Below are 20,323 nucleotides of genomic sequence, written 5' to 3' on the forward strand. Positions count from 1 at the left end.
TCGGAGGACCTAGTGATGCGCGCCGCTCATTTCGCGCAATTCTTCGACGGAGCGGACGCGCTTGCGGGCGGCACCGTCCCAGTCGCGGGTCTTGACTGTCGAGCTGGCCATGCGCTCCTTGGCTGCTGGCACGGCATCGGCATATTGGGGCAGCCATTGCGCCTGGGCGACGACCATTTCGTCGACCATGGCCCAGACTTCGTCCGGGGTGCAGATGGCGCCGACCAGCGGATCGTGCAGCACGGCCAGTTTGAGGGTATCGATATCCCCGGTCATGGCGGCCTCGACCGAAAGGCGTTGCACCGACACCGAAACCGAACAGGTCGCCGCACAGGCGGTTGGCAGGGTGATGCCTTCGACCATGTTGATGCCGAAACGATCGACATAGCCGGGACTTTCGATAATGGCGTCATCGGGCAGGTTGGTGATGATGCCGTTATTGCGCCGGTTGAAGTGACCGCGATAGGGCCGGCCGGTCTCGATGGCCTCGATGATATAGCTGGCGTGTTCGCTGGTGCGTTTGTGCTCGGAGAGTGGCTTGTTGGCCTGCTCCTTGAACATGGGGAAATCGGTTTCGAACCAGTTCCGGCGTTCGGTGGAATAGCGCAGATAGCCGCCGGTTTCGCCGTGGATCCAGTCGCTCATATCGATCCAGCGGCCGATCTCTTCGGGGCGCTTGCGATACCAGGGCAGGTATTCGGACAGATGCCCGTTCGACTCCGTCGAATAGACGCCGAACCGCTTGAGCACGTCGATCCGCACTTTTTCCTGCCTGGAATAGACCGGGTGCGCTTCGAACGCGGCGATCAGCTCCTCGCTCTCGATCTTCCGGCCCTTGGCGCGGATGTCGATGTACCAGGTCTGGTGGTTGATGCCCGAGCAGACATAGTCGAGCTCACTGTCCTCGACACCCAGCACCTGGGCAATCTGGTGCGCACCATGCTGCACGCCGTGGCAGAGGCCGACCACATTGACCCCGCCATACATCTCGGCGGCCCAGGTGTTCATGGCCATGGGGTTGGCATAGTTGAGGAACAGCGCGCCAGGTTCGGCGACCTCGCGGATATCCTTGCAGAAGTCGAGGATCACCGGAATGTTGCGCTGGCCATAGAGAATGCCGCCGGCGCAGATGGTGTCGCCCACGCATTGGTCGACGCCGTATTTGAGCGGGATGGAAATGTCGGTCGAGAAGGCGTCCAGCCCGCCAACGCGCACGCAGGACATGATGTAGCGCGCGCCTGAGATCGCCTCGCGCCGGTCGGTCGTCGCGGTCACCTTGGCGGGCAGATTGTTCACCGAAACGATGGCTTCGATGATCTGTCTGACCATGTCGAGGTTGTGCGGGTTGATGTCGGTCAGTGCGAACTCGCAATCGACGAATTCGGGGACCTTGAGCAGGTCCGAAATCAGGGTCTTGGTGAAACCGACAGAGCCGGCACCGATAACGGTCACTTTGAACGACATGCTTCCTCCAGGGGCGCGCTGGCCCTTCGCTTTCCTCTAGAGCTAGCGTCGCCTGCGGCTCGGGTGTAGAGAAAGCTTGTGCGAACGCGGGTAATTTTGTGCTCAACTCTCTGCTCAACCATGGCTTTGACATCCGGCATCTCACCGTGCCGCGCAGCGTTGCACCGCTGCATTGCATGGCGGTCAGCGCGGGCTACGAGCAGCGCCGCAACGAGGTTTATTCGTGGGACGGCATGAAGCGCGGGACCGCGCCGTTCCTGGTTATCCAGCATACTACGCATGGTGAGGGGCGGCTCGACTATGCCGGGGTGCAGTACCGGCTGACGCCAGGCAAGACCATGCTGGTGACCATGCCGCATGCGCATCGCTACTATCTCGAGCGGGGCGGGCACTGGGAGTATTTCTGGCTGCTGCTCAATGGCCGGGAGGCGCTCCGCCTGGCGCGCGAAATCCTCGACAGCGCCGGGCCTGTAGTATCCCTGGACGCGGGACAAATCGATCGCCTGGCCGCCACGACCCTGGATACCATGACGCTATCCGAGCCATCTCCCGGACAGGTTTCCGTGCATGGCTATGCGGCGATGGCCACGCTGCATGATGGTGTGTTTGGCGCGCGTTTGCTGGGCGAGGCCGCCCTGCCCCCGGCCTTGGCGCGGGTTACGGCCTATGTCGATGACAATCTGGCCGCGTCCCTGCAGGTCGAGCGCCTCGCTGAAATTGCCGAAATGAGCCGTGCGCATTTCGTGCGCCGGTTCACCACCACGGTGGGACAATCGCCCTCGGATTTTGTGCTGACGCGCCGCCTCGCCCGGGCCGAGCGACTGCTATTGGCCACTGAGATGAGTGTCGGCGAGATTGCCCGGCTGACCGGCTTTGCGAACAGCAACTACTTTGCCAAGGTGTTCCGGAAAAAGCGCGGCGCGGCGCCGCTCGAGTACCGCGCCACGCGCTTTGAGGCGGGCTGATCAGCCCTCGGCCTTAAGCTGCTCGAGAATGGTGTCGAACTTGGCCATGGAGACATTGGCACCCCATTCCATACCGGTGTCGACAAGCGCGGTGCGCATCTCGAAGTCGGGGAAGTTCGACACGGAGCGGTAATGGGTCTGGCCGCCGCGCTCTTCGAAATGGTGTTCTTCGTAGTAGCGCTCGTCTTCACAGCGAAGAACAAGACCAGGCTATCCGGCTATCGCAGCCCTGCGCGGCATTTCGGAGAAGATTTCCGCCTTGCCGTTGCGGATAATGACGATCTCCTCGAGCCGCAGGCCGAAGCGGCCCTGCAGGTAGATGCCCGGTTCGATTGAAAACACCATGCCTTCGTCCAGCACGGTGTCGCTGGTGCCGGTGATATAGGGCGCTTCATGCACATCGATGCCCAGGCCATGGCCGGTGCGATGCAGGAAATTGGCGCCATAGCCGGCCTTGGTGATGACGTCGCGCGCCGCCTTGTCGACATCACTGGCCCTGGCGCCCGGCACTGAAGCGGCCAGCGCTGCCTCAACGGCCTGATCGACGATGGCGTGGATCTCTGCAAACCCTTCAGGAGCCGAACCGCAATAGCCCACGCGCGTCATGTCGGAGGGGTAGCCATTCAACCGGCAGCCGGTATCGATCAGCACCGCAGCGCCCGGCTTGAGCGGGGTCGCGCCGGTGTGGTGGTGCGGAAAGGCGCCATTGGGGCCAAAGCAGACCGAGCAGAACACGGTCGTGGCGCCATTGGCCAGGTAGAAATCATCAATCAGTGCGGCCACTTCGATTTCGGTCATGCTGGGCCTGAGCGCGGCGAAGGCCGCCTCGACCGCGCGGTCATTGAGCAGATGCGCAGCCTTTATGGCCTGATACTCGGCCTCATCCTTGCGCGAGCGCAGATACCCGACCGTATCCTGTGTGAAGCGGCGCTTTGCGCCTGGCAAGGCGTCGAGCACCAGCAGCGCGAAGTCGGCGCGCATGGTCTCGTCCAGCACGATGGAAGGCGCTGCCCGGTCGATCCCCGTAGCATTGAGCAATTCGTCCAGCGCCGCATCCGGACCATCGGCATCGGCCCAGGCAAAAAACGGCAATTCCGTATGCTGGCGCGAGGAATCCACGTTCAGCGCGGGCATCAGAAAACCGGCAAAACTCTGGCTGACCATCAGCATGACCGGGCGCTCATCGCCATGGGGTGAGAGATCGGCCAGATAACGCATATGGCTCGATGGCCCGATCACAACCAGATCGGTGCCGGTCTCGGCCATGCGGGCGCGAAGGTTTTCCATGCGGGTGGCAAGCGTGGGGATCATGAAAGCAGTCCTGAGCCAAAAAAGTGGCGGAGCCGAGCGGGAGGAGTTGCCCGGCTCCGCAATCGACGGCCCGAGGGACGGGACCGTCGAAACAATTGCGACCAATCAGTCCTTGGTCACGAGGCGGTAGTAGACGAAGTCCGAGTTGGACCCGTTGACATAGCCATCCACGTTTTCGCTCATGGCGATCTGCAGCTGGGCCTGGAACATGATGACGATCGGGCTTTCGGCCTGCACCTTCTTCTGCAACTCGACATACATTTCGTTGCGGGTGGCCTGATCAGACTCGGCAAGGGCAGCGCGCACTTCCTCGTTCATTTCTTCCGGCACGGCCCAGGCATTCCGCCAGGTGGTGGTTGCCGTGTAGTTGTCGTCCGAATTGTCCGAGTTGTAGGCGAAGGCCTTAGCGTTGGAATGCGGATCCATGAAGTCCGGGCCCCAATAGAGCAGCATGGCTTCATGGGTACGGTCACGATACTTCGTGATCACCTGGGCGCCGGTGCCGGGCAGGATGTCGAAGTTGATGCCCGCTTCGGCAAAGCCGGCCTGCAGCGACTGGGCCATGTCGGTAAAGGGCGCCGAATTGATCACGTCGAGCGTGACATTGATCGGGGTTTCCACACCGGCGTCAGCCAGGATCTGCTTGGCCTTTTCAACGTCGTAGTAATACGGGGTTTCGTCATAGGAACCGGGGAAGCCCTTGGGCCAGAAGGCCTGGTGCTTTTCCATCTGACCCTTGAGGAAGCTTTCGGTCATGCCGTCATAGTTGACGAGATAACGCGCAGCCTCCCATACGGCTGGATCGGTCAGCTCTTCCGTCTTCTGGTTGAACGAGAGGAAGTGCACCGCAGCCTGCGGGAAGGCTTCAACCTTTACGCCTTCGCCCAGGCCAGCAATCTGGTCAGGGGTCAGGTTCTTGGCCATGTCGACGTCGCCCGAAGTCAGCAGGAGCTGCTGGGTCGCTGCTTCCGCCACGTGACGGATAAGCACCTGCTTCATGGCAGGCGCACCATCGAAATAGTTCTCATTCGCCGTCATGCGGACCAGTTCGGCCGGACGATAGTCGGTGAGCACGAAGGGGCCGGAACCGGCCGAGTTGGTGTTGAGCCAGGCATTGCCCCAGTCGTCGCCCTCGATGTGTTCGCTGACCAGCACTTCATCGACGATCGAGGCCGGACGCGAAGCCAGGACGTTGAGCACGAATGCCGAAGCGAAATCGCCATCCCATTTGATGGTGACAGTGTTGCCATCAACGGTGACCATCTCGTCGATATTGTCGGCGCTCCAGCCAAGCTGTGTCAGAATGAAGGCCGGGGTCAGGTTCAGCGTTACGACGCGCTTGAACGAGAACAGCACGTCTTCGGCGCGGACCGGATTGCCCGAGGCAAAGGTTGCGCCCTCGCGCATTGTGAAGGTGATGGTCTTGGCCGCTTCGTCAGCGGTCCACTCGCTGGCCAGACCCGGCGCCAGGACAGTGGTGTCCTCGGCAGCATACTGCACCAGATGGTCATAAAGGTTGGCATTGATCTCGCCGGCCGAGAACTCATAGGCCTGTGCGGGGTCTAGAGCGACGATATCGTCGATATTCTGGGCGATCACCAGCGCGTCGGCCGGGGTTGCGGCATAGGCGGCGCCTGCTGCCAATGGCAGGGCAAGCGCGGATGCCATAAGGGCTGCGCGGAAGAGCTTCATGTGCGTTTCTCCTTGGGATTGGGTTTCTTGCGGACCGGCTTGTTGGCGCCGGCTTTGGGTTTCGCCAGGACAGGGCGCGGGCGCGCCGTGGAGCGAAAGAGTGCCAGCGTGCCGGTCCAGAGCAGACGGGCGGGCTGGTCGGTGTGGTTGGACCAGGAATGGGGGCGGTTGCCTCGGAAATGCAGGCTGTCGCCCGCACTCATCTCCATTTCCTCACCATCAAGACGCTGGGTGATCGAGCCTTCGAGGACATAGAGGATTTCCTCGCCCTCATGCGCAACGGTTTCGGACTGATAGCCGGGCGGCACCACCATCAGGAAGCTTGAGAGCTGGTTGCCAGGAAAATCAGCACCCAGGCGCTCGTAGATGATCGAGGAGCCATCGAGCGAGAAACGGTTGCGCTCCCCTGCCCTTGTCAGGGCGTTGTGCGTGGCCGGCGAGGACACGAAATAATCGATCGAGACTCCGAGGGCCCTGGCGATCTGCGCGAGCGTTCCCAGCGAGGGGGTGGCGTGGTCCCGCTCGACCTGGCTGAGATAGCCGACCGAGACGTTGGCGGCTTCGCCCAGCGCCATCAAGGTCATGTGCTGCTGACGGCGGCGTGCACGGATCAGCGCCCCCACCTTGGGGTGCCCCTCCTCTGCCTTTGCCAATGCCTCGGCCATAACCCACTCCACCAAAATTTTTTTGATATAAGCAAAGTTTCTTGTATGGTGAAAGCGAAATGTGAAGCTTTTGCGATCTGCTGGCGCATCTGGCCGGTGGCCATAAGAGCTTGTTTCTCCGAAAGGATTTCGAGTGGCGATTGATCAGCAAAGCGCGACGCCGGAACCGGCACCTGGTGCTGCGAGCAGACGCATCGTTCGTGGCTTTTCCACAGGAGGCGGCTTCGTCCTCACGCTCTTTCTGACCTTTCTGGGCCTTCTGGCCATTACCTTCTTCATCGGCCGGGTCATTCCCATCGACCCGGTGCTGGCCGTGGTCGGCGACAGGGCGACGCAGGAACAATATGACGTCGCCAAAATTGCCATGGGGCTCGACCAGCCGCTGTGGATGCAGTTCATTTCCTATGTGGGCAATGTGTTCACCGGCGATCTGGGCATGTCGGTCTCTACTGGCCGGCCGGTGATCGAGGATCTCTCCCGTTTCTTTCCCGCCACCTTCGAAATGGCCACGCTGGGCATTCTGATTGGCTGCGCCATCGGCATTCCCCTGGGCGTAACCGCCGCCGCACGACAGGGCTCGTGGCTGGATCAGGCGATCCGCGTGGTTGGCCTGCTGGGCTATTCCGTGCCCGCCTTCTGGCTGGGCCTTGTCGGGCTGGCGCTATTCTATGCGCGTCTGCGTTGGGTCGGTGGCCCGGGACGGCTCGACATCTTCTATGATGGGCTGGTGGAACCGGTCACGGGCATGATCCTGATCGACAGCCTCCTTCGCGGGGAGATCGACATCTTCTGGAACGCAGTGAGCCACATCATTCTGCCAGCGGCCGTGCTGGGCTTTTTCAGTCTCGCCTATATCGCCCGCATGACGCGCAGCTTCATGCTCGACCAGTTGAGCCAGGAGTTCGTCACCACGGCTCGCGTCAAGGGCGTGCCGGAGCGCGTCGTGATCTGGCGCCATGCCTTCAACCCGATCCGCGTGCCGCTGATTACCGTGATCGGTCTCTCCTACGCGGGCCTATTGGAAGGCTCAGTGATGATCGAGACCGTCTTTTCCTGGCCCGGCATCGGCAATTACCTGACCACGGCCCTGCTCAATGCCGACATGAACGCGGTGCTCGGGGCAACGCTGGTGATCGGGGCCGTCTTCATCGTCATCAACAAGATCTCGGACGTGCTTTACCGCGTCCTCGACCCGAGGGCCCGCTGATGAGCACACGCGACTGGCTTCTGGCCGATTCTCCGACATCCCGCTTGCAGGCCAATGTTGGCCGCGCTTATCGCGTGTTCACCGCGCTGATGCGCAATCCGCTTTCCGTGTTGGGCGGGGCCATCATCCTGGTGCTGCTGCTGACAGCGGCCTTCGCCCCCTGGATCGCGCCTTATTCGGCGGTCGGGCAGGACCTCGCCAACCGGCTGATGCCCCCCTCGGCAGCGCACTGGATGGGCACGGACGAGCTGGGCCGCGACATCTTCTCCCGCGTGGTCTGGGGTTCGCAGATTACGTTGACCATTGTCCTGCTGGTGGCATTGATCTCGGCGCCACTGGGGCTGCTGATCGGTGCCATCGCCGGCTATTTCGGTGGCTGGGTGGATCGCATCCTGATGGGCTTTACCGACATCTTCCTCTCGCTCCCCAAGCTGATCCTGGCGCTGGCCTTCGTGGCCGCGCTTGGCCCCGGTATCAACAATGCGATCATTGCCATCGCCATCACCTCCTGGCCGGCCTATGCGCGGATCGCCCGCGCCGAAACGCTGACCATCCGCAATGCCGAATATATCCAGGCTGTGCAACTCGCCGGTGGCGGACCGATCCGCCTCATCGTGCAGCACGTCCTGCCGCTGTGCACCTCATCGATGATTATCCGCGTCACACTCGACATGGCCGGCGTGATCCTGACTGCCGCAGGCCTGGGCTTCATCGGGCTGGGCGCCCAGCCACCGTTGCCCGAATGGGGCGCGATGATTTCGCGTGGCCGCACCTTCATTCTCGACCAGTGGTGGGTCGCCACCATGCCGGGCTTTGCCATCATCATTGTGTCGCTGGGCTTCTGCTTCCTGGGCGACGGGCTGCGCGATGTACTTGATCCCAAAAGTGAGGGCAAGAATTGACCGAGCGGAAAATGCAAAAGACCAGTGAGGGCAACAGCTGATGGCCGCCCCCCTCCTCACGGTCGAAAACCTTCGTGTCAGCTTCCCCACCCATACCGGGCGCGTTGAAGTGGTGAAGGGCCTGTCGTTCACCCTCGGCCGCGAACGCCTCGGCATTGTGGGCGAAAGCGGGTCGGGCAAATCGATGACCGGACGCTCGATCCTCAAGCTCATCCGCAAGCCGGGTGAAGTCACCGCGGACATGCTTGAGTTCGACGGCGTCGACATTCTGAGCCAGAGCGAAAAGCAGATGCGCGCCATTCGCGGCGCTCGCATTTCCATGGTCATGCAGGACCCGAAATTCTCGCTCAACCCGGTGATGACGGTGGGCGAGCAGATTGCCGAAGCGCTGGTGACGCACCAGAAACTGCCGCGCCGCGATGTGCAGGCGCGGATTATCGAGATGCTGCATGCCGTGCGGATCAATGATCCCGAGCGGGTGGCAAAACTCTATCCGCATGAAGTCTCGGGTGGCATGGGCCAGCGCATCATGATCGCCATGATGCTGATCCCCGAACCCGAATTGCTGATTGCGGACGAGCCGACCTCGGCGCTCGACGTGTCGGTGCAGGCGCAGGTGCTCGACATTATCGATGAGTTGGTGCGCAACAAGGGCATGGGGCTGATCCTGATCAGCCATGACCTTAACCTTGTCAGCCGCTATTGCGACCGCATCCTGGTGATGAATGGAGGTCGCGTGGTCGAGGAATGTGCAGCCGGCCAGCTCGAGAACGCGCAGCACCCCTACACAAGGGGCCTGCTCGCCGCCATGCCGGTGATCAACGAAACCCGCGACGAACTTCCCGTGCTCGACCGCACGCAATGGGCCGGCACATGAACGCCATAGACCTCACCAATCTCGATATTGCCTATGGCGACACCAAGGTCGTCTTCGATGTGAACCTCTCCATTCCCGAGGGCGAGAGCTTCGCCCTGGTTGGTGAAAGCGGTTCGGGCAAATCCACCATTCTGCGCGCCATTGCTGGTCTTGCCCCGGACTGGACCGGCGACATTTCCGTGATGGGCGAGGCCCGCAGCCATCATGTCGATCGCAACGTGTCGCGAAAGGTGCAGATGGTGTTTCAGGACCCCTATGGCTCGCTGCATCCGCGCAAGACCATCGACGCGGCTCTGAGCGAACCGCTGGCCATTCATGGCCTTGGCAATCGGGGCGAGCGGGTTGAGGCCATGCTGACTGCAGTGGGCCTGGACCAGCGCTTCCGCTTCCGCTTTCCGCATCAGCTTTCAGGTGGCCAGCGCCAGCGCGTCGCCATTGCCCGCGCCCTGATGCTCGAGCCCAAGGTGATGCTGCTCGACGAGCCGACCTCGGCGCTCGACGTGTCCGTGCAGGCCGAAATCCTAAACCTCCTGAAGCGTCTCCGGCGCGAGCAGGGGCTGACTTTCTTGATGGTCACCCACAATCTGCCCGTGGTGAGCTTTCTCTGTGATCGACTTGCGGTGATGCGCCATGGCCGCATCGTCGAAATCGCCGATGTCGCCCAACTCAAATCCGGCGACCTCAAGGAGCCCTATTCCCGCGAACTGCTCGCTGCGACGGAGGGCGGGTAAGCCTGGCAGGGCGGTTGGGACAGGTCCGATCCCACAACAGTGTCGTCACCCGGCGCACGATAGCGGACCACACTTTTAGTATTTTCAGGACGACCCCCGAATGACCACCACCGAAGCCCTCGCAACCTTCGACGCCGCCATCGCCGTGGCGCAAACCGCCGAGGCCGCCTACAAGGCCCTGCAGGATCTGGCCCAGGCCAGCGTGGGCGCCAAGCTCTTCACCATCATGACCGTCGACATGGCCGCTGATGTTGCCCGCCGCGCCTATACCAGCGATCCGGTGAACTATCCGGCATCGGGCACCAAGCCGATCAATTACGGCCCCTGGTTCGACGTGGTGCACAAACAGCGGGAGTATTTCGTCGCCAACACCATCGAGGATATCGCCCAGGTCTTTTTCGACCATGAACTGATCAACGAACTGGGCTGCCAGTCGGTCATCAACATGCCCATCGTCATCGGCGATGAACTGGTGGCCACCATGAACATTCTCGACGTCGCGGGCTATTACACGCCAGAGCGCGTGCAAATCGTGCGCGAGCTGCTGTCCGTTCCGGCCAAGCTGGCGGTGCTTGTAGCGCAGACCCAGGAGGCGCGCGCATGAGCAGCACTTCTCGCGACACCGCATTCCGCAATTTCGAGGAAGCCCTCGCCCGCAATGCCGATCCGCTCGCGACCGGCGCTGCATTGCACGATCTGGCCAAGACGCTGATCGGCGCCAGGCTGTTCACGCTCACCGCCATCGAGATGCCCCTTATGCAGGTGCGCCGCGTCTATTCGAGCCATCCAGTAGTCTATCCGGTGCTGGGTACCAAGCCGATCGTGCTCGACGACTGGTTCGAGGCCATGCGAACCGAACGGCGGATCACCGCCATTAATTCTGCTGCCGGGATGGAGGGACAATTCCCCGATCTCGCCCTGATCCGGTCCCTGGGCTGCAATTCATCGATCAGCGTGCCGATCATGGTGGGCAACGAACTGGTCGGCACCATCAATGCGCTTGACGAAGAGGGCCGCTATGGCCCTGAGGCGATCGCCCGCGCGGCCGATCTCATTATCCCGGCCACCGCCGTCTTCCTCATTCTGCGCCGCCATTTCGGCGTCTGATGATTAGGCAAAGCTTGTAAAAAAATTCATTTTTGAGCAAAAAATTTTTACTAACCACTTGAGTTGCAGCATGGGCAGTGCTGCAATGGGTTCTGGAGCAGAGGGGAGCATGCGGTGGGGCGCTGCCATGACTTGATGGGCTTTCGGGAATGATCGGCTATCTGGCCCAGCGTCTGGGCATGATGGCGGTGACCCTGTTCGCCATCATCACACTAACCTTCTTTCTGATGCACGCCGTCCCCGGCGGCCCCTTCGTGTCCGAGCGCATGCTGGCGCCGGAGATCGCTGCGGCGCTCAATGCCAAATACGGCCTCGACCTGCCCATCTGGCAGCAATATCTGAACTATCTGGGCAGCATCGCGAGCTTTGACCTTGGGCCCTCGTTCAAATATCCGGGCGTTTCGATCAATTCGATGATTGCGGCGGGACTGCCGGTCACCCTGCAGACGGGCCTTCTGGCCATCATCTGCGTGGTGGCGCTGGGTGTGCCGCTTGGCGTGATCGCCGCACTCAACCGCAATCGCTGGCCCGATACCACCGTGATGTTCATTGCCACGCTGGGCGTTGCCATTCCCAGCTATGTCATTGCGACCGTGTCGCTTTACGTCTTTGCGCTGCGCCTTGGCTGGGTGCCGACCTTCGGACTGGACGACTGGCGCGGCTACTTCCTGCCGGTCTTTGCCCTTTCGGGCTTCTGGATTTCCTTCGTTTCGCGCCTGACGCGCTCATCCCTGCTTGAAACCCTGGAACAGGACTACATGACCACCGCGCGCGCCAAGGGGCTCAAGCCCGGCCAGATCCTGTTCAAGCACGGATTGCGCAATTCCCTTTTGCCGGTTGTCACCGTGCTGGGGCCGGTGGTGGCGAACCTGGTCACCGGGTCCTTCGTCATCGAGCAAATCTTTGCCCTGCCCGGCATCGGACGGCAATTCGTGCTCTCGATCACCAATCGTGACTACACCGCCATCATGGGCATCACGATCTTCTATGCTGCCATTCTCATGGTGATGATCCTCATCGTCGACCTGCTCTATGTCTGGCTCGATCCGCGCATCAAACTGACCAAGGCCGCCGCATGACCGATATCGCTCCGGACATGTGGGCAAAGGTGCCCGCTGGTGCCGCCGTGCCGCCCCCGCCGCCGCCCGCGCCAACCTATGGGCAGGAGGTGCGCCGGCGGCTGTGGGCCAATAAGCCTGCGGTCATTTCCATCGTGTTCATCGTCGCGCTGGTGCTGGCGGCCTTTTTCGGCCCGTATCTCTCGCCGCACACCTATTTCCGGCAGGATCTGAAGCTCTCTAACATCCCGCCCGCCTTCGAGACCTATGCCGTCCCGCAGGAGGACGGCTCAGTCACGCGCTTCTTCCTCAACGCCTCGAATTTCAATCTCTACGAGGTCGATGCGGAGGGACATGTGCTCGGCCTGCTGCGCGGCGGCCGCAAGGACATCATCAAGAAAAGCCAGCCCTATGAATTCGGCGACCAGGCCGTCACGCTGGACTATTCCAGGCTCCCGGCCAGATTGTTGCTGGAGGACGGCACGGAGCTGCGCCCCTCTGGCTGGAGCTGGAACCGCACCTATCTGTTCGGCACTGACCAGCTTGGCCGGGACATCCTGGTGCGCCAGCTCTATGGCGCGCAGATTTCGCTGACCGTCGCCTTTGTCGCCACGCTGGTGAACTTCTGCATCGGCGTCTTTTATGGCGGCATAGCCGGATATGTCGGCGGGCGCGTGGATGCGGTGATGATGCGCATTGTCGAGATTATCTCCACCATTCCGCTCACGCTTTATGTCGTGCTGCTGATGGTGGTGTTCGACTCAGGATTGCTCTCGATTATCGTGGCCATCGGCTCGGTGTTCTGGGTGGACATGGCCCGCATCGTGCGTGGGCAAATCCTCAGCCTCAAGAGTCAGGACTATGTCGCAGCGGCCCGCACCATGGGCGCGTCGCCTACCCGCATTCTCACCAAGCACCTGCTGCCCAATTCCATCGGGCCGATCATCGTCACCCTCACCATGCTGATCCCGTCGGCCATTTTCATCGAGAGCTTCATGAGCTTTATCGGCCTTGGCGTGACCCCGCCGCTGGCGTCCTGGGGTTCGCTCACCTCCGAGGCGGTGGAGACCCTGCGAACCTATCCGCACCAGTTGTTCTTCCCCGCTGCCGCGATTTCGCTGACCATGTTCGCGTTCAATTTCCTGGGCGATGGTCTGCGCGACGCCCTTGATCCGAGGTTGCGCGGATGACCCAGACTGTCCTTTCCGTCCGCGATCTGGCGACCTCCTTCTTCACCCGCCGTGGTGAGGTTCAAGCCGTGCGCGGTGTCAGCTTCGACGTGCGCCCCGGTGAAATCCTCGGTCTGGTTGGGGAAAGCGGTTCGGGCAAATCGATCACCTGCATGTCCGTGCTGCGGCTTCTCAAGACTGGTGGCCGTATCAAGTCGGGCAGCGCCAATTTCGAGGGCACCGACTTGCTCTCGCTCGATGAAAATGCCCTGTCCGATCTGCGCGGCAACCGCATTGGCGTGATTTTCCAGGACCCGATGACCTCGCTCAACCCGACCCTGACGGTTGGCGAGCAGGTCATGGAGGCGATCCTGCGCCACAGGTCGATCAGCCGCGCCCAGGCCCGGGCCCGTGCCGTAGAGTTGTTTGAGTTGGTGCGCATTCCATCGGCCGCGGCGCGGCTCAAATCCTATCCGCACGAATTCTCAGGCGGCATGCGCCAACGCGTGATGATTGCCATTGCCCTGGCCTGCGACCCCAAGCTGCTGATCGCAGACGAGCCGACTACGGCGCTCGACGTGACCATCCAGCGCCAGATCCTGGCCCTGCTCAAGGATCTGCAGCAGCGGCTGGGCATGGCGGTCATCCTCATCACGCACGATCTGGGTGTCATCGCCGAAGTCACCGACCGTGTGCTGGTGCTCTATGGTGGACTCGTCATGGAAACCGCGCCGGTGCGCGAGCTGTTTGCCGCGCCGGGACATCCCTATACGGTGGGCCTGCTCGGGGCGGTCCCAGACCTCCGCGACGATACCCATCGGCGCCTGACGCCCATTCCGGGCAGCCCGCCCAATATGCTGGCGCCCCCTCCCGGTTGCCCTTTTGCGCCGCGTTGCCCGCATGCGATGACCCGCTGCCTGGCCGAATTGCCGCCCTTGTTCGGCGAGGGTCATCAGTCCCGCTGCTGGCTGCAACACCCCGACGCGCCCAAGGTCGACGCCGTGCACGAGGTGGCCGCATGACCCAGCCACTGCTCCAGCTTCGTGACCTGCACAAGCATTTCCGCCTGCCTTCGGCACCGTTCACGCCAAAACCTGTGCTGCGCGCGGTCGATGGCGTCGATCTCGACCTGATGAAGGGCGAGACGCTGGGTCTTGTCGGGGAGTCGGGTTGCGGCAAGTCGACTTTGGCGCGCACTGTTATCCGCCTGCACGAGCCGACATCGGGCAGCATCCTGTTTGACGGCAAAGACGTCAGCAAAGGCAGCGATCGCCAGACCGGAACATTCCGGCGCCGCGTGCAGATGATCTTCCAGGACCCCTATGCCAGCCTCAACCCTCGCATGAGCGTGGGCGAGTTGATTGCCGAGCCGCTGGACATCGGCGGCATCGGCACGCCGGCCGAACGACGCAAGAAAGTGGCGGACCTGCTGGATCGCGTCGGCCTGCCATCGGATTCGGGGGCCCGCTTTGCGCATGAGTTCTCCGGCGGCCAGCGCCAGCGCATCGGCATTGCCCGGGCCATTGCGCTGGAGCCGGACCTCGTCATTTGCGACGAGCCGATCTCGGCGCTTGATGTGTCGGTGCAGGCGCAGGTCGTTAATATGCTCGAGGATCTGCAAGCCGAGCTGGGGCTGACCTATCTGTTCATCACCCACGACCTCAGCATGGTCCGGCATATTTCGGACCGGATCGGGGTGATGTATCTGGGCCGTATTGTCGAGCTTGCCTCCAGCGCCGATCTCTATCACCGCCCCAGCCACCCCTATACGCGGGCGCTGCTCTCGGCCATTCCGGTGCCCGACCCTGAGGCGGCGCGCGCGGTCGAGCCGATGCAGGGCGAAATACCCAGCCCCATCGATATCCCTTCGGGGTGCCGTTTCCGGACGCGCTGCCCGATGGCCACCGATCTTTGCGCGCGGGTCGATCCGCCGCTGACCGATGTTGGCGGCGGCCATTTGTCCGCCTGCCACTTCGCCGGGGAACTGGCGCAACAATCCACCGGGGCATAGAATCCCCGACAACAGGAGAGAACGCGAATGAAAAAGATGGTTCTGCCGCTGATGACAGCGGCCCTGCTGGGCAGCACGGGCGCAGCCCTTGCCGCCGGCGAGTTGACCTATGTGGTCAACAATGAAAGCGCCAAGTACGATCCCGGCACCACCGCCGAGACCTTTGCCGCGCCCATTATCGGCAATACTTTCGAGGGCCTGGTGCGCCTCGACGCCGAGGGCGAAGTGGTTCCGGCCCTGGCCGAAAGCTGGGACATCTCGGACGATGGCCTGACTTACACCTTCACGCTGCGCGACGCGCTGTGGTCCGACGGTGAGCCGGTCAAGGCCTCCGACTTCGTCTATGCCTGGAAGCGCGTGCTCGACCCGGCTTCGGGCGCGATGAACTCGCAGATGCTCTATCACATCGTGGGCGCTGAAGAGGCCTTTGGCGGCGGAGATGCCGAGGCCATCGCAATTTCGGCTCCTGACGACAAGACGCTGACCTTCACGCTCAAGCAGCGCGTGCCCTATATGCTGCAATTGCTCAACTACCCGACCTTCTACCCGGTCCGCGAAGACGTCGTCTCGGCCGATCCGGAAGGCTGGACCCGCGATCCGGCGACCTTCATCGGCACCGGCCCGTTCCGCGTCACCGAGTTCAACCAGGGCGAGTCGGTGGTGTTCGAGAAGAACCCGAACTACTACGCGGCCGACGAAGTGAGCCTCGACAAACTCACCTTCCGCCTGATCCCGGATCCGGCAACGGCGCTTGCCGCGATGGAAGCGGGCGACGTGGATGGCATCGAGGCGGTTCCGGCCCCGGAAATTCCGCGCCTGTCGGTGGAATCGGACGCCTTCATGATCGTGCCGGCCCTTGGGACCACCTACGCCTTCTTCAACCCGAACCAGGTGCCGCTCGACAATCTGCATGTGCGCAAGGCCCTTTCAATGGCCATTGACCGCTCGGAGATTGTTGAGTTCGTGCTGCAGTCAGCAGATGTCCCGGCAATCGGCCTCGTGCCTCCGGGCATGGGTCTTGCCGGCGAAGACTTCACCGATGGCCGCGACAATTTCGGTCTCTCGGAAACCGCAGACGTTGAAGGCGCCCAGGCCGAACTGGCCGAAGCCGGCTATCCCAATGGCGAAGGCTTCCCCGAAACCCTGTTCGTGACCTATTCCTCGCCACCGATCGAGAAGCTGCTCGAAGCCATCCAACAGATGTGGAAGGAAAACCTCAATATCGACGTCGCCATCCAGGCGACTGAGTGGCAGGTTTATTATCCGGAGGTCCAGAAGGTCGAGTACCAGATCGCGCAGATGGGCTGGGGTGCCGATTATCCGCACCCGATGACCTTCCTCGACAACTTCGTGTCGGGCAGCGCCAACAACCTCAACAACTGGTCCAATGCGGACTACGACGCGGCCATTGCCGAGGCCAAGTCGGCTTCGGACGAGGCCGTATCGCGGGATGCCATGCGGGAAGCCGAGGCCATCCTGATGAACGACCACGTCATCCTGCCGCAGTACCATCGCTACAACTACATGATGATGAGCCCGGAGGTGACCGGGTTCTGGCGCTCGCCGCTCAACGTGCCCTATTTCCGCGACGCAGAAATCGCCGAGTAAGCGGCACTACTGAAAGCACAAGGCCCGCGGGATCACTCCTGCGGGCCTTTCTTGTATCCGCGGGTCAGACCGCCGCCGCCATCAGGGAGGCATTGCCACCCGCAGCCGTTGTGTCGATGCAGACGTGTCGTTCAAGCTGCAGGCGGGCAATGTCGCCCCGCCCCGTCAGGGTCGCCAACAGCGCACCATCACGCTGGCTGAGCGCCTGCCGCAGCGATGTGAGGGTCTGGTCGTCGCCGAACCAGGCAACGGCGTCAAAACCACCGCCCGTGCGCAAGCAATCGAGATCGAGTTCCCGCGTTTCGAACCGGCATCCCGCCTCTTCGGCCATGGCCATTTGTGTGGCCACGTCTTCCGGCGCCGGTCCGAGGCAGAGCAGCGTGCCGCGCGGCGCCACATGAAGGCAATTGCTTTCACCCGTCGGGCCCGGAAGATAGATCCTTGCCGATTGCAGGGTCGTATCAGCATGGGTGAAGCGTGGCAGATAGTGAGGACCACCGGCCTTGGGACCCGTGCCCGAAAGGCCTTCGCCGCCAAAGGGCTGACTGCCGACAACAGCGCCGATCTGGTTGCGGTTCACATAGATATTGCCGGCATGGACCATGTCGGCCAGCCGCTTCACCCGCGAGGAGATGCGGGTGTGCATGCCGAAGGTCAGACCGTAACCGGAGGCATTGATGGCGGAGATGACCTTGCCGAGATCGTCACCGTCAAATGTCGCGACATGCAGCACTGGTCCAAAGATCTCCTCCGGCATTTCTTCAATGCCGCTTACCCGCAACACCGTCGGCGCAACGAAGGTGCCGCCTTCGGGCGCTTCCAGGCGATGCAGCAGGCGGCCCTTTCGCGCTTCAATGTAGGCCAAAATCTTGTCCCGGGCCGCAACATCGATGATCGGTCCGACATCGGTTTTGAGAGCCCATGGATTGCCGACTGCCAATTCGTTCATGGCGCCCTTGAGCATCTCCATGGTTCGTTCATACGCCTCCTCCTGGACATAGAGGACACGCAGCGCCGAGCAGCGCTGACCGGCCGACTGGAAGGCCGAAGCAATAATGTCGCGCACCGCCTGCTCGGTCAGCGCGGTGGTATCCACCACCATGGCATTCAGGCCACCGGTCTCCGCAATAAGCGGAGCATGGGGCGAAAGATGCTGGGCCATAGCCTGTTCGATGCGACGCGCCGTCGGCAAGGAACCTGTGAAGGCAACGCCCGCGATGGCAGGGTTGGACGTTAGTTGCGTCCCCACCTCCGGTCCACCGGGCAGAAGTTGCACGGCATCCTCGGGTACCCCGGCCTCATGCATCAACTGCACGGCGCGCCAGGCAATGAGCGGGGTCTGCGGCGCCGGCTTGGCCAGCACAGGATTGCCGGCCACCAGCGCGGCAGAGACTTGCCCGGTGAAAATGGCGAGCGGGAAATTCCAGGGCGAGATGCAAACAAAGGGGCCGCGGGCCGGGGCTTTCAGCTTTTGCGCCTCATCAGCGTAATAGCGCAGGAAATCAACGGCTTCGCGCAGTTCGGCAACCGCATCGGCCCAGCTCTTGCCGGCCTCACGGGCCAGAAGGGCGAAGAACTCGGCAGCGTTGGCCTCATAAAGATCGGCAGCACGCCGCAGAATGGCAGCGCGCTCGGCAACCGGCACTTCGCTCCACCGCGACCCGCGTGCTGCTGTGATGGCTTGCTGCACCTGTTCTTGAGAGGCCGGTGTTACCTCCCCGACCTTGTCAGCATGGTTTGCCGGGTTGATTACCTCAACCACGTCATCTGAACATTCCTCCATGGCGCCGACACTGGCTGCCTTCCACTGATGCTTGGCAAGAGCGTTGCGGGCCGTCTGCATCGCTCCGAATGCAACCGGGTCCGTCAGATCCAGCCCCTCGGAGTTGCGGCGGTCGCCAAAGATCGCCGCGGGTTGCGGAATGGCCGGATTGGGAATGGCGTCGCCCAGTGCCAGCAGCTTGCCAATCGGATCCTCGGCCACCGTCTCGGCTGGAATGTCGTCATCGGCAATCTGATACACAAAGGAACCGTTGGCACCATTTTCCAGCAGGCGGCGCACCAGATAGGCCAGTAGGTCCTTGTGCGCCCCCACTGGCGCATAGATACGCGTGGTCGTCCCCTCTGACTTGCGCAGCACATCGTGCAATTGCTCGCCCATGCCGTGCAGCCGCTGGAATTCATAGCTGTCCTTTCCCCGGCTTGTCTGGGCGGCCAAATGCAGGACGGCGGCGGCGGTATGGGCGTTGTGGGTCGCAAATTGCGGGTAGATATGCTCGGCGCCAAACAGCTTTCGCGCCGCCGCGATATAGCTCACATCGGTCGCCGCCTTGCGGGTGAAGACCGGATATCCAGGCAGGCCCATGACTTGCGCGCGCTTGATCTCGGCGTCCCAATAGGCCCCCTTGACCAGCCGTACCATGATCCGGCGGTCCAGCCGGGCGGCAGTTTCCTCCAGCCAATCGATCAGCGGCAGAACCCGCTTGCCATAGGCTTGCACCACCACGCCGAAGCCGTTCCAGCCCGCCAATTCGGGTGTTTCGAGTACAGCTTCGATCACATCCAGCGAGAGGTCGAGCCGGTCGGCCTCCTCAGCGTCGATGTTGAAGCCCATATTGGCCTTTGCCGCGACCAGAGCGAGCTGACGGGTGACGTCGACCAGTTCGGTCATCACGCGTTCGCGCTGGGCAAATTCATAGCGCGGGTGCAAGGCACTGAGCTTGACCGAAATGCCGGGATTGTCGCGCACCGAGCCATGAATGCAATGCGGTGCCAAGGCGTTGATGGCGTTGAGATAGGCATGGAAATAGCGCTGCGCGTCCTCGGCCGTGCGGGCCGCCTCGCCCAGCATGTCGTATGAATAGCGATAGCCCAGGGCCTCGGGCTTTCTGGCATGCGCAACGGCTTCGTCGATGGTTCGACCGAAGACGAATTGGCTGCCCATCAGACGCATGGCATGGCTGACGGCAGTGCGAATGACTGGTTCACCCAGCCGCGCCACGGCCCGGTGCAACGCCGATTTCGGGGCGATTTCGGGATCGCCCAGAACTTCGGCAGTCAGGTTCAACGCCCATGACGAGAAATTGACCAGGGGGCTCTCGGAACCGCCAAAATGGCGGGCCCAATCGGCGCCGCCAATCTTGTCGTGGATCAGGGCATCGACCGTCTCACTGTCGGGCACCCGCAGCAGGGCTTCGGCGAGCGACATCAACGCCAGGCCTTCCTCGCTATCCAGGCCGTATTCGGCCAGAAAGCTCTCCATCAGTCCCAGCTTGGTGCTGCTACGGACCGCCTGAACAAGGTCGACGGCGCGCCGCGAAATCTGAGCGCGGGCCACATCGTCAAGGCCAGTCTGGCCGATCAGGTCGCTGACGAGCGTGGTTTCGTCGGCATGGAGCCGGGCGCGAAGCAATTGGCGAGGCGGGGTCTGTGGCATAACCGGTCAATCCTGATTTTCAGCGCCATGATGCCAGAAACGTTATGGCCGTTTCGCCTGATCTGCTATGCACCGACAGGTGATTGAAACATCAGCGCACCAGATAATCAGAGAAGCGCC

17 protein-coding genes are annotated in these 20,323 nt (G+C 62.1%); 12 read left to right on the forward strand and 5 right to left on the reverse strand.

Features of this window, described 5'->3' with window-relative positions; all coding sequences use genetic code 11:
• Window positions 1-9: 9 nt before the first annotated feature.
• Window positions 10-1,464 carry an alpha-glucosidase/alpha-galactosidase gene (gene melA / locus DDE76_RS04465; RefSeq protein WP_104891636.1) on the reverse strand — a complete coding sequence of 485 codons (1,455 nt, stop codon included), beginning with the start codon at window positions 1,462-1,464 and terminating at the stop codon, window positions 10-12.
• A gap of 98 nt (window positions 1,465-1,562) precedes the next feature.
• Here melA and DDE76_RS04470 point away from each other — a divergent pair, with 98 nt between their 5' ends.
• Window positions 1,563-2,429: an AraC family transcriptional regulator gene (locus DDE76_RS04470; RefSeq protein WP_104891637.1), complete on the forward strand. Its 867-nt coding sequence runs from the start codon at window positions 1,563-1,565 to the stop codon at window positions 2,427-2,429.
• A 210-nt stretch (window positions 2,430-2,639) separates the two neighbouring features.
• On the opposite strand, the gene DDE76_RS04475 is transcribed toward DDE76_RS04470, so the two are convergent.
• From DDE76_RS04475 to DDE76_RS04485, 3 genes are all read right to left on the reverse strand, one after another.
• A complete protein-coding gene (locus tag DDE76_RS04475; protein ID WP_104891638.1) occupies window positions 2,640-3,740 on the reverse strand; it encodes a M24 family metallopeptidase in 1,101 nt (366 codons plus the stop codon).
• A gap of 105 nt (window positions 3,741-3,845) precedes the next feature.
• Window positions 3,846-5,432 carry an ABC transporter substrate-binding protein gene (locus DDE76_RS04480; protein WP_104891639.1) on the reverse strand — a complete coding sequence of 529 codons (1,587 nt, stop codon included), beginning with the start codon at window positions 5,430-5,432 and terminating at the stop codon, window positions 3,846-3,848.
• Window positions 5,429-6,097, reverse strand: coding sequence for a helix-turn-helix domain-containing protein (locus DDE76_RS04485; protein ID WP_104891640.1), 669 nt, complete (start codon window positions 6,095-6,097; stop codon window positions 5,429-5,431). Before DDE76_RS04485 ends, DDE76_RS04480 begins: the two co-directional genes overlap by 4 nt.
• A 193-nt stretch (window positions 6,098-6,290) precedes the next feature.
• Between DDE76_RS04485 and DDE76_RS04490 the strand changes: the two genes are divergently transcribed.
• The 11 genes from DDE76_RS04490 to DDE76_RS04540 all read left to right on the forward strand — a co-directional run bounded on the left by DDE76_RS04490 (window position 6,291) and on the right by DDE76_RS04540 (window position 16,767).
• A complete protein-coding gene (locus tag DDE76_RS04490) occupies window positions 6,291-7,304 on the forward strand; it encodes an ABC transporter permease (protein WP_245891801.1) in 1,014 nt (337 codons plus the stop codon).
• On the forward strand, window positions 7,304-8,206 hold the full coding sequence (locus DDE76_RS04495) for an ABC transporter permease (protein WP_198650835.1): 903 nt from the start codon (window positions 7,304-7,306) through the stop codon (window positions 8,204-8,206). Before DDE76_RS04490 ends, DDE76_RS04495 begins: the two co-directional genes overlap by 1 nt.
• Before the next feature lie 40 nt (window positions 8,207-8,246).
• Window positions 8,247-9,083, forward strand: coding sequence for an ABC transporter ATP-binding protein (locus DDE76_RS04500; protein WP_104891642.1), 837 nt, complete (start codon window positions 8,247-8,249; stop codon window positions 9,081-9,083).
• Window positions 9,080-9,814 carry an ABC transporter ATP-binding protein gene (locus DDE76_RS04505; protein WP_104891643.1) on the forward strand — a complete coding sequence of 245 codons (735 nt, stop codon included), beginning with the start codon at window positions 9,080-9,082 and terminating at the stop codon, window positions 9,812-9,814. The genes DDE76_RS04500 and DDE76_RS04505 overlap by 4 nt, the downstream gene beginning before the upstream one ends.
• 100 nt (window positions 9,815-9,914) lie before the next feature.
• The gene (locus tag DDE76_RS04510; RefSeq protein ID WP_104891644.1) at window positions 9,915-10,418 is read left to right on the forward strand and encodes a GAF domain-containing protein; all 504 of its coding nucleotides are present in this window, start codon (window positions 9,915-9,917) and stop codon (window positions 10,416-10,418) included.
• Window positions 10,415-10,921, forward strand: a complete 507-nt coding sequence (locus DDE76_RS04515) for a GAF domain-containing protein (protein ID WP_104891645.1) — start codon at window positions 10,415-10,417, stop codon at window positions 10,919-10,921. Before DDE76_RS04510 ends, DDE76_RS04515 begins: the two co-directional genes overlap by 4 nt.
• Window positions 10,922-11,070: 149 nt before the next feature.
• Complete coding sequence (locus tag DDE76_RS04520) at window positions 11,071-12,000, forward strand: ABC transporter permease (protein ID WP_104891646.1); 930 nt, start codon at window positions 11,071-11,073, stop codon at window positions 11,998-12,000.
• The gene (locus DDE76_RS04525; protein ID WP_198650836.1) at window positions 11,997-13,169 is read left to right on the forward strand and encodes an ABC transporter permease; all 1,173 of its coding nucleotides are present in this window, start codon (window positions 11,997-11,999) and stop codon (window positions 13,167-13,169) included. Before DDE76_RS04520 ends, DDE76_RS04525 begins: the two co-directional genes overlap by 4 nt.
• Window positions 13,166-14,170 carry an ABC transporter ATP-binding protein gene (locus DDE76_RS04530; protein WP_104891647.1) on the forward strand — a complete coding sequence of 335 codons (1,005 nt, stop codon included), beginning with the start codon at window positions 13,166-13,168 and terminating at the stop codon, window positions 14,168-14,170. Before DDE76_RS04525 ends, DDE76_RS04530 begins: the two co-directional genes overlap by 4 nt.
• Window positions 14,167-15,159: an ABC transporter ATP-binding protein gene (locus tag DDE76_RS04535; protein WP_104891648.1), complete on the forward strand. Its 993-nt coding sequence runs from the start codon at window positions 14,167-14,169 to the stop codon at window positions 15,157-15,159. The genes DDE76_RS04530 and DDE76_RS04535 overlap by 4 nt, the downstream gene beginning before the upstream one ends.
• Before the next feature lie 27 nt (window positions 15,160-15,186).
• Complete coding sequence (locus DDE76_RS04540) at window positions 15,187-16,767, forward strand: peptide ABC transporter substrate-binding protein (RefSeq protein WP_104891649.1); 1,581 nt, start codon at window positions 15,187-15,189, stop codon at window positions 16,765-16,767.
• A gap of 64 nt (window positions 16,768-16,831) precedes the next feature.
• Here DDE76_RS04540 and putA read toward each other — a convergent pair whose 3' ends face one another.
• Complete coding sequence (gene putA / locus DDE76_RS04545; protein ID WP_104891650.1) at window positions 16,832-20,203, reverse strand: bifunctional proline dehydrogenase/L-glutamate gamma-semialdehyde dehydrogenase PutA; 3,372 nt, start codon at window positions 20,201-20,203, stop codon at window positions 16,832-16,834.
• Window positions 20,204-20,323: the final 120 nt, after the last annotated feature.

This window comes from Devosia indica, from assembly GCF_003056405.1.
Lineage (GTDB): Bacteria > Pseudomonadota > Alphaproteobacteria > Rhizobiales > Devosiaceae > Devosia > Devosia indica.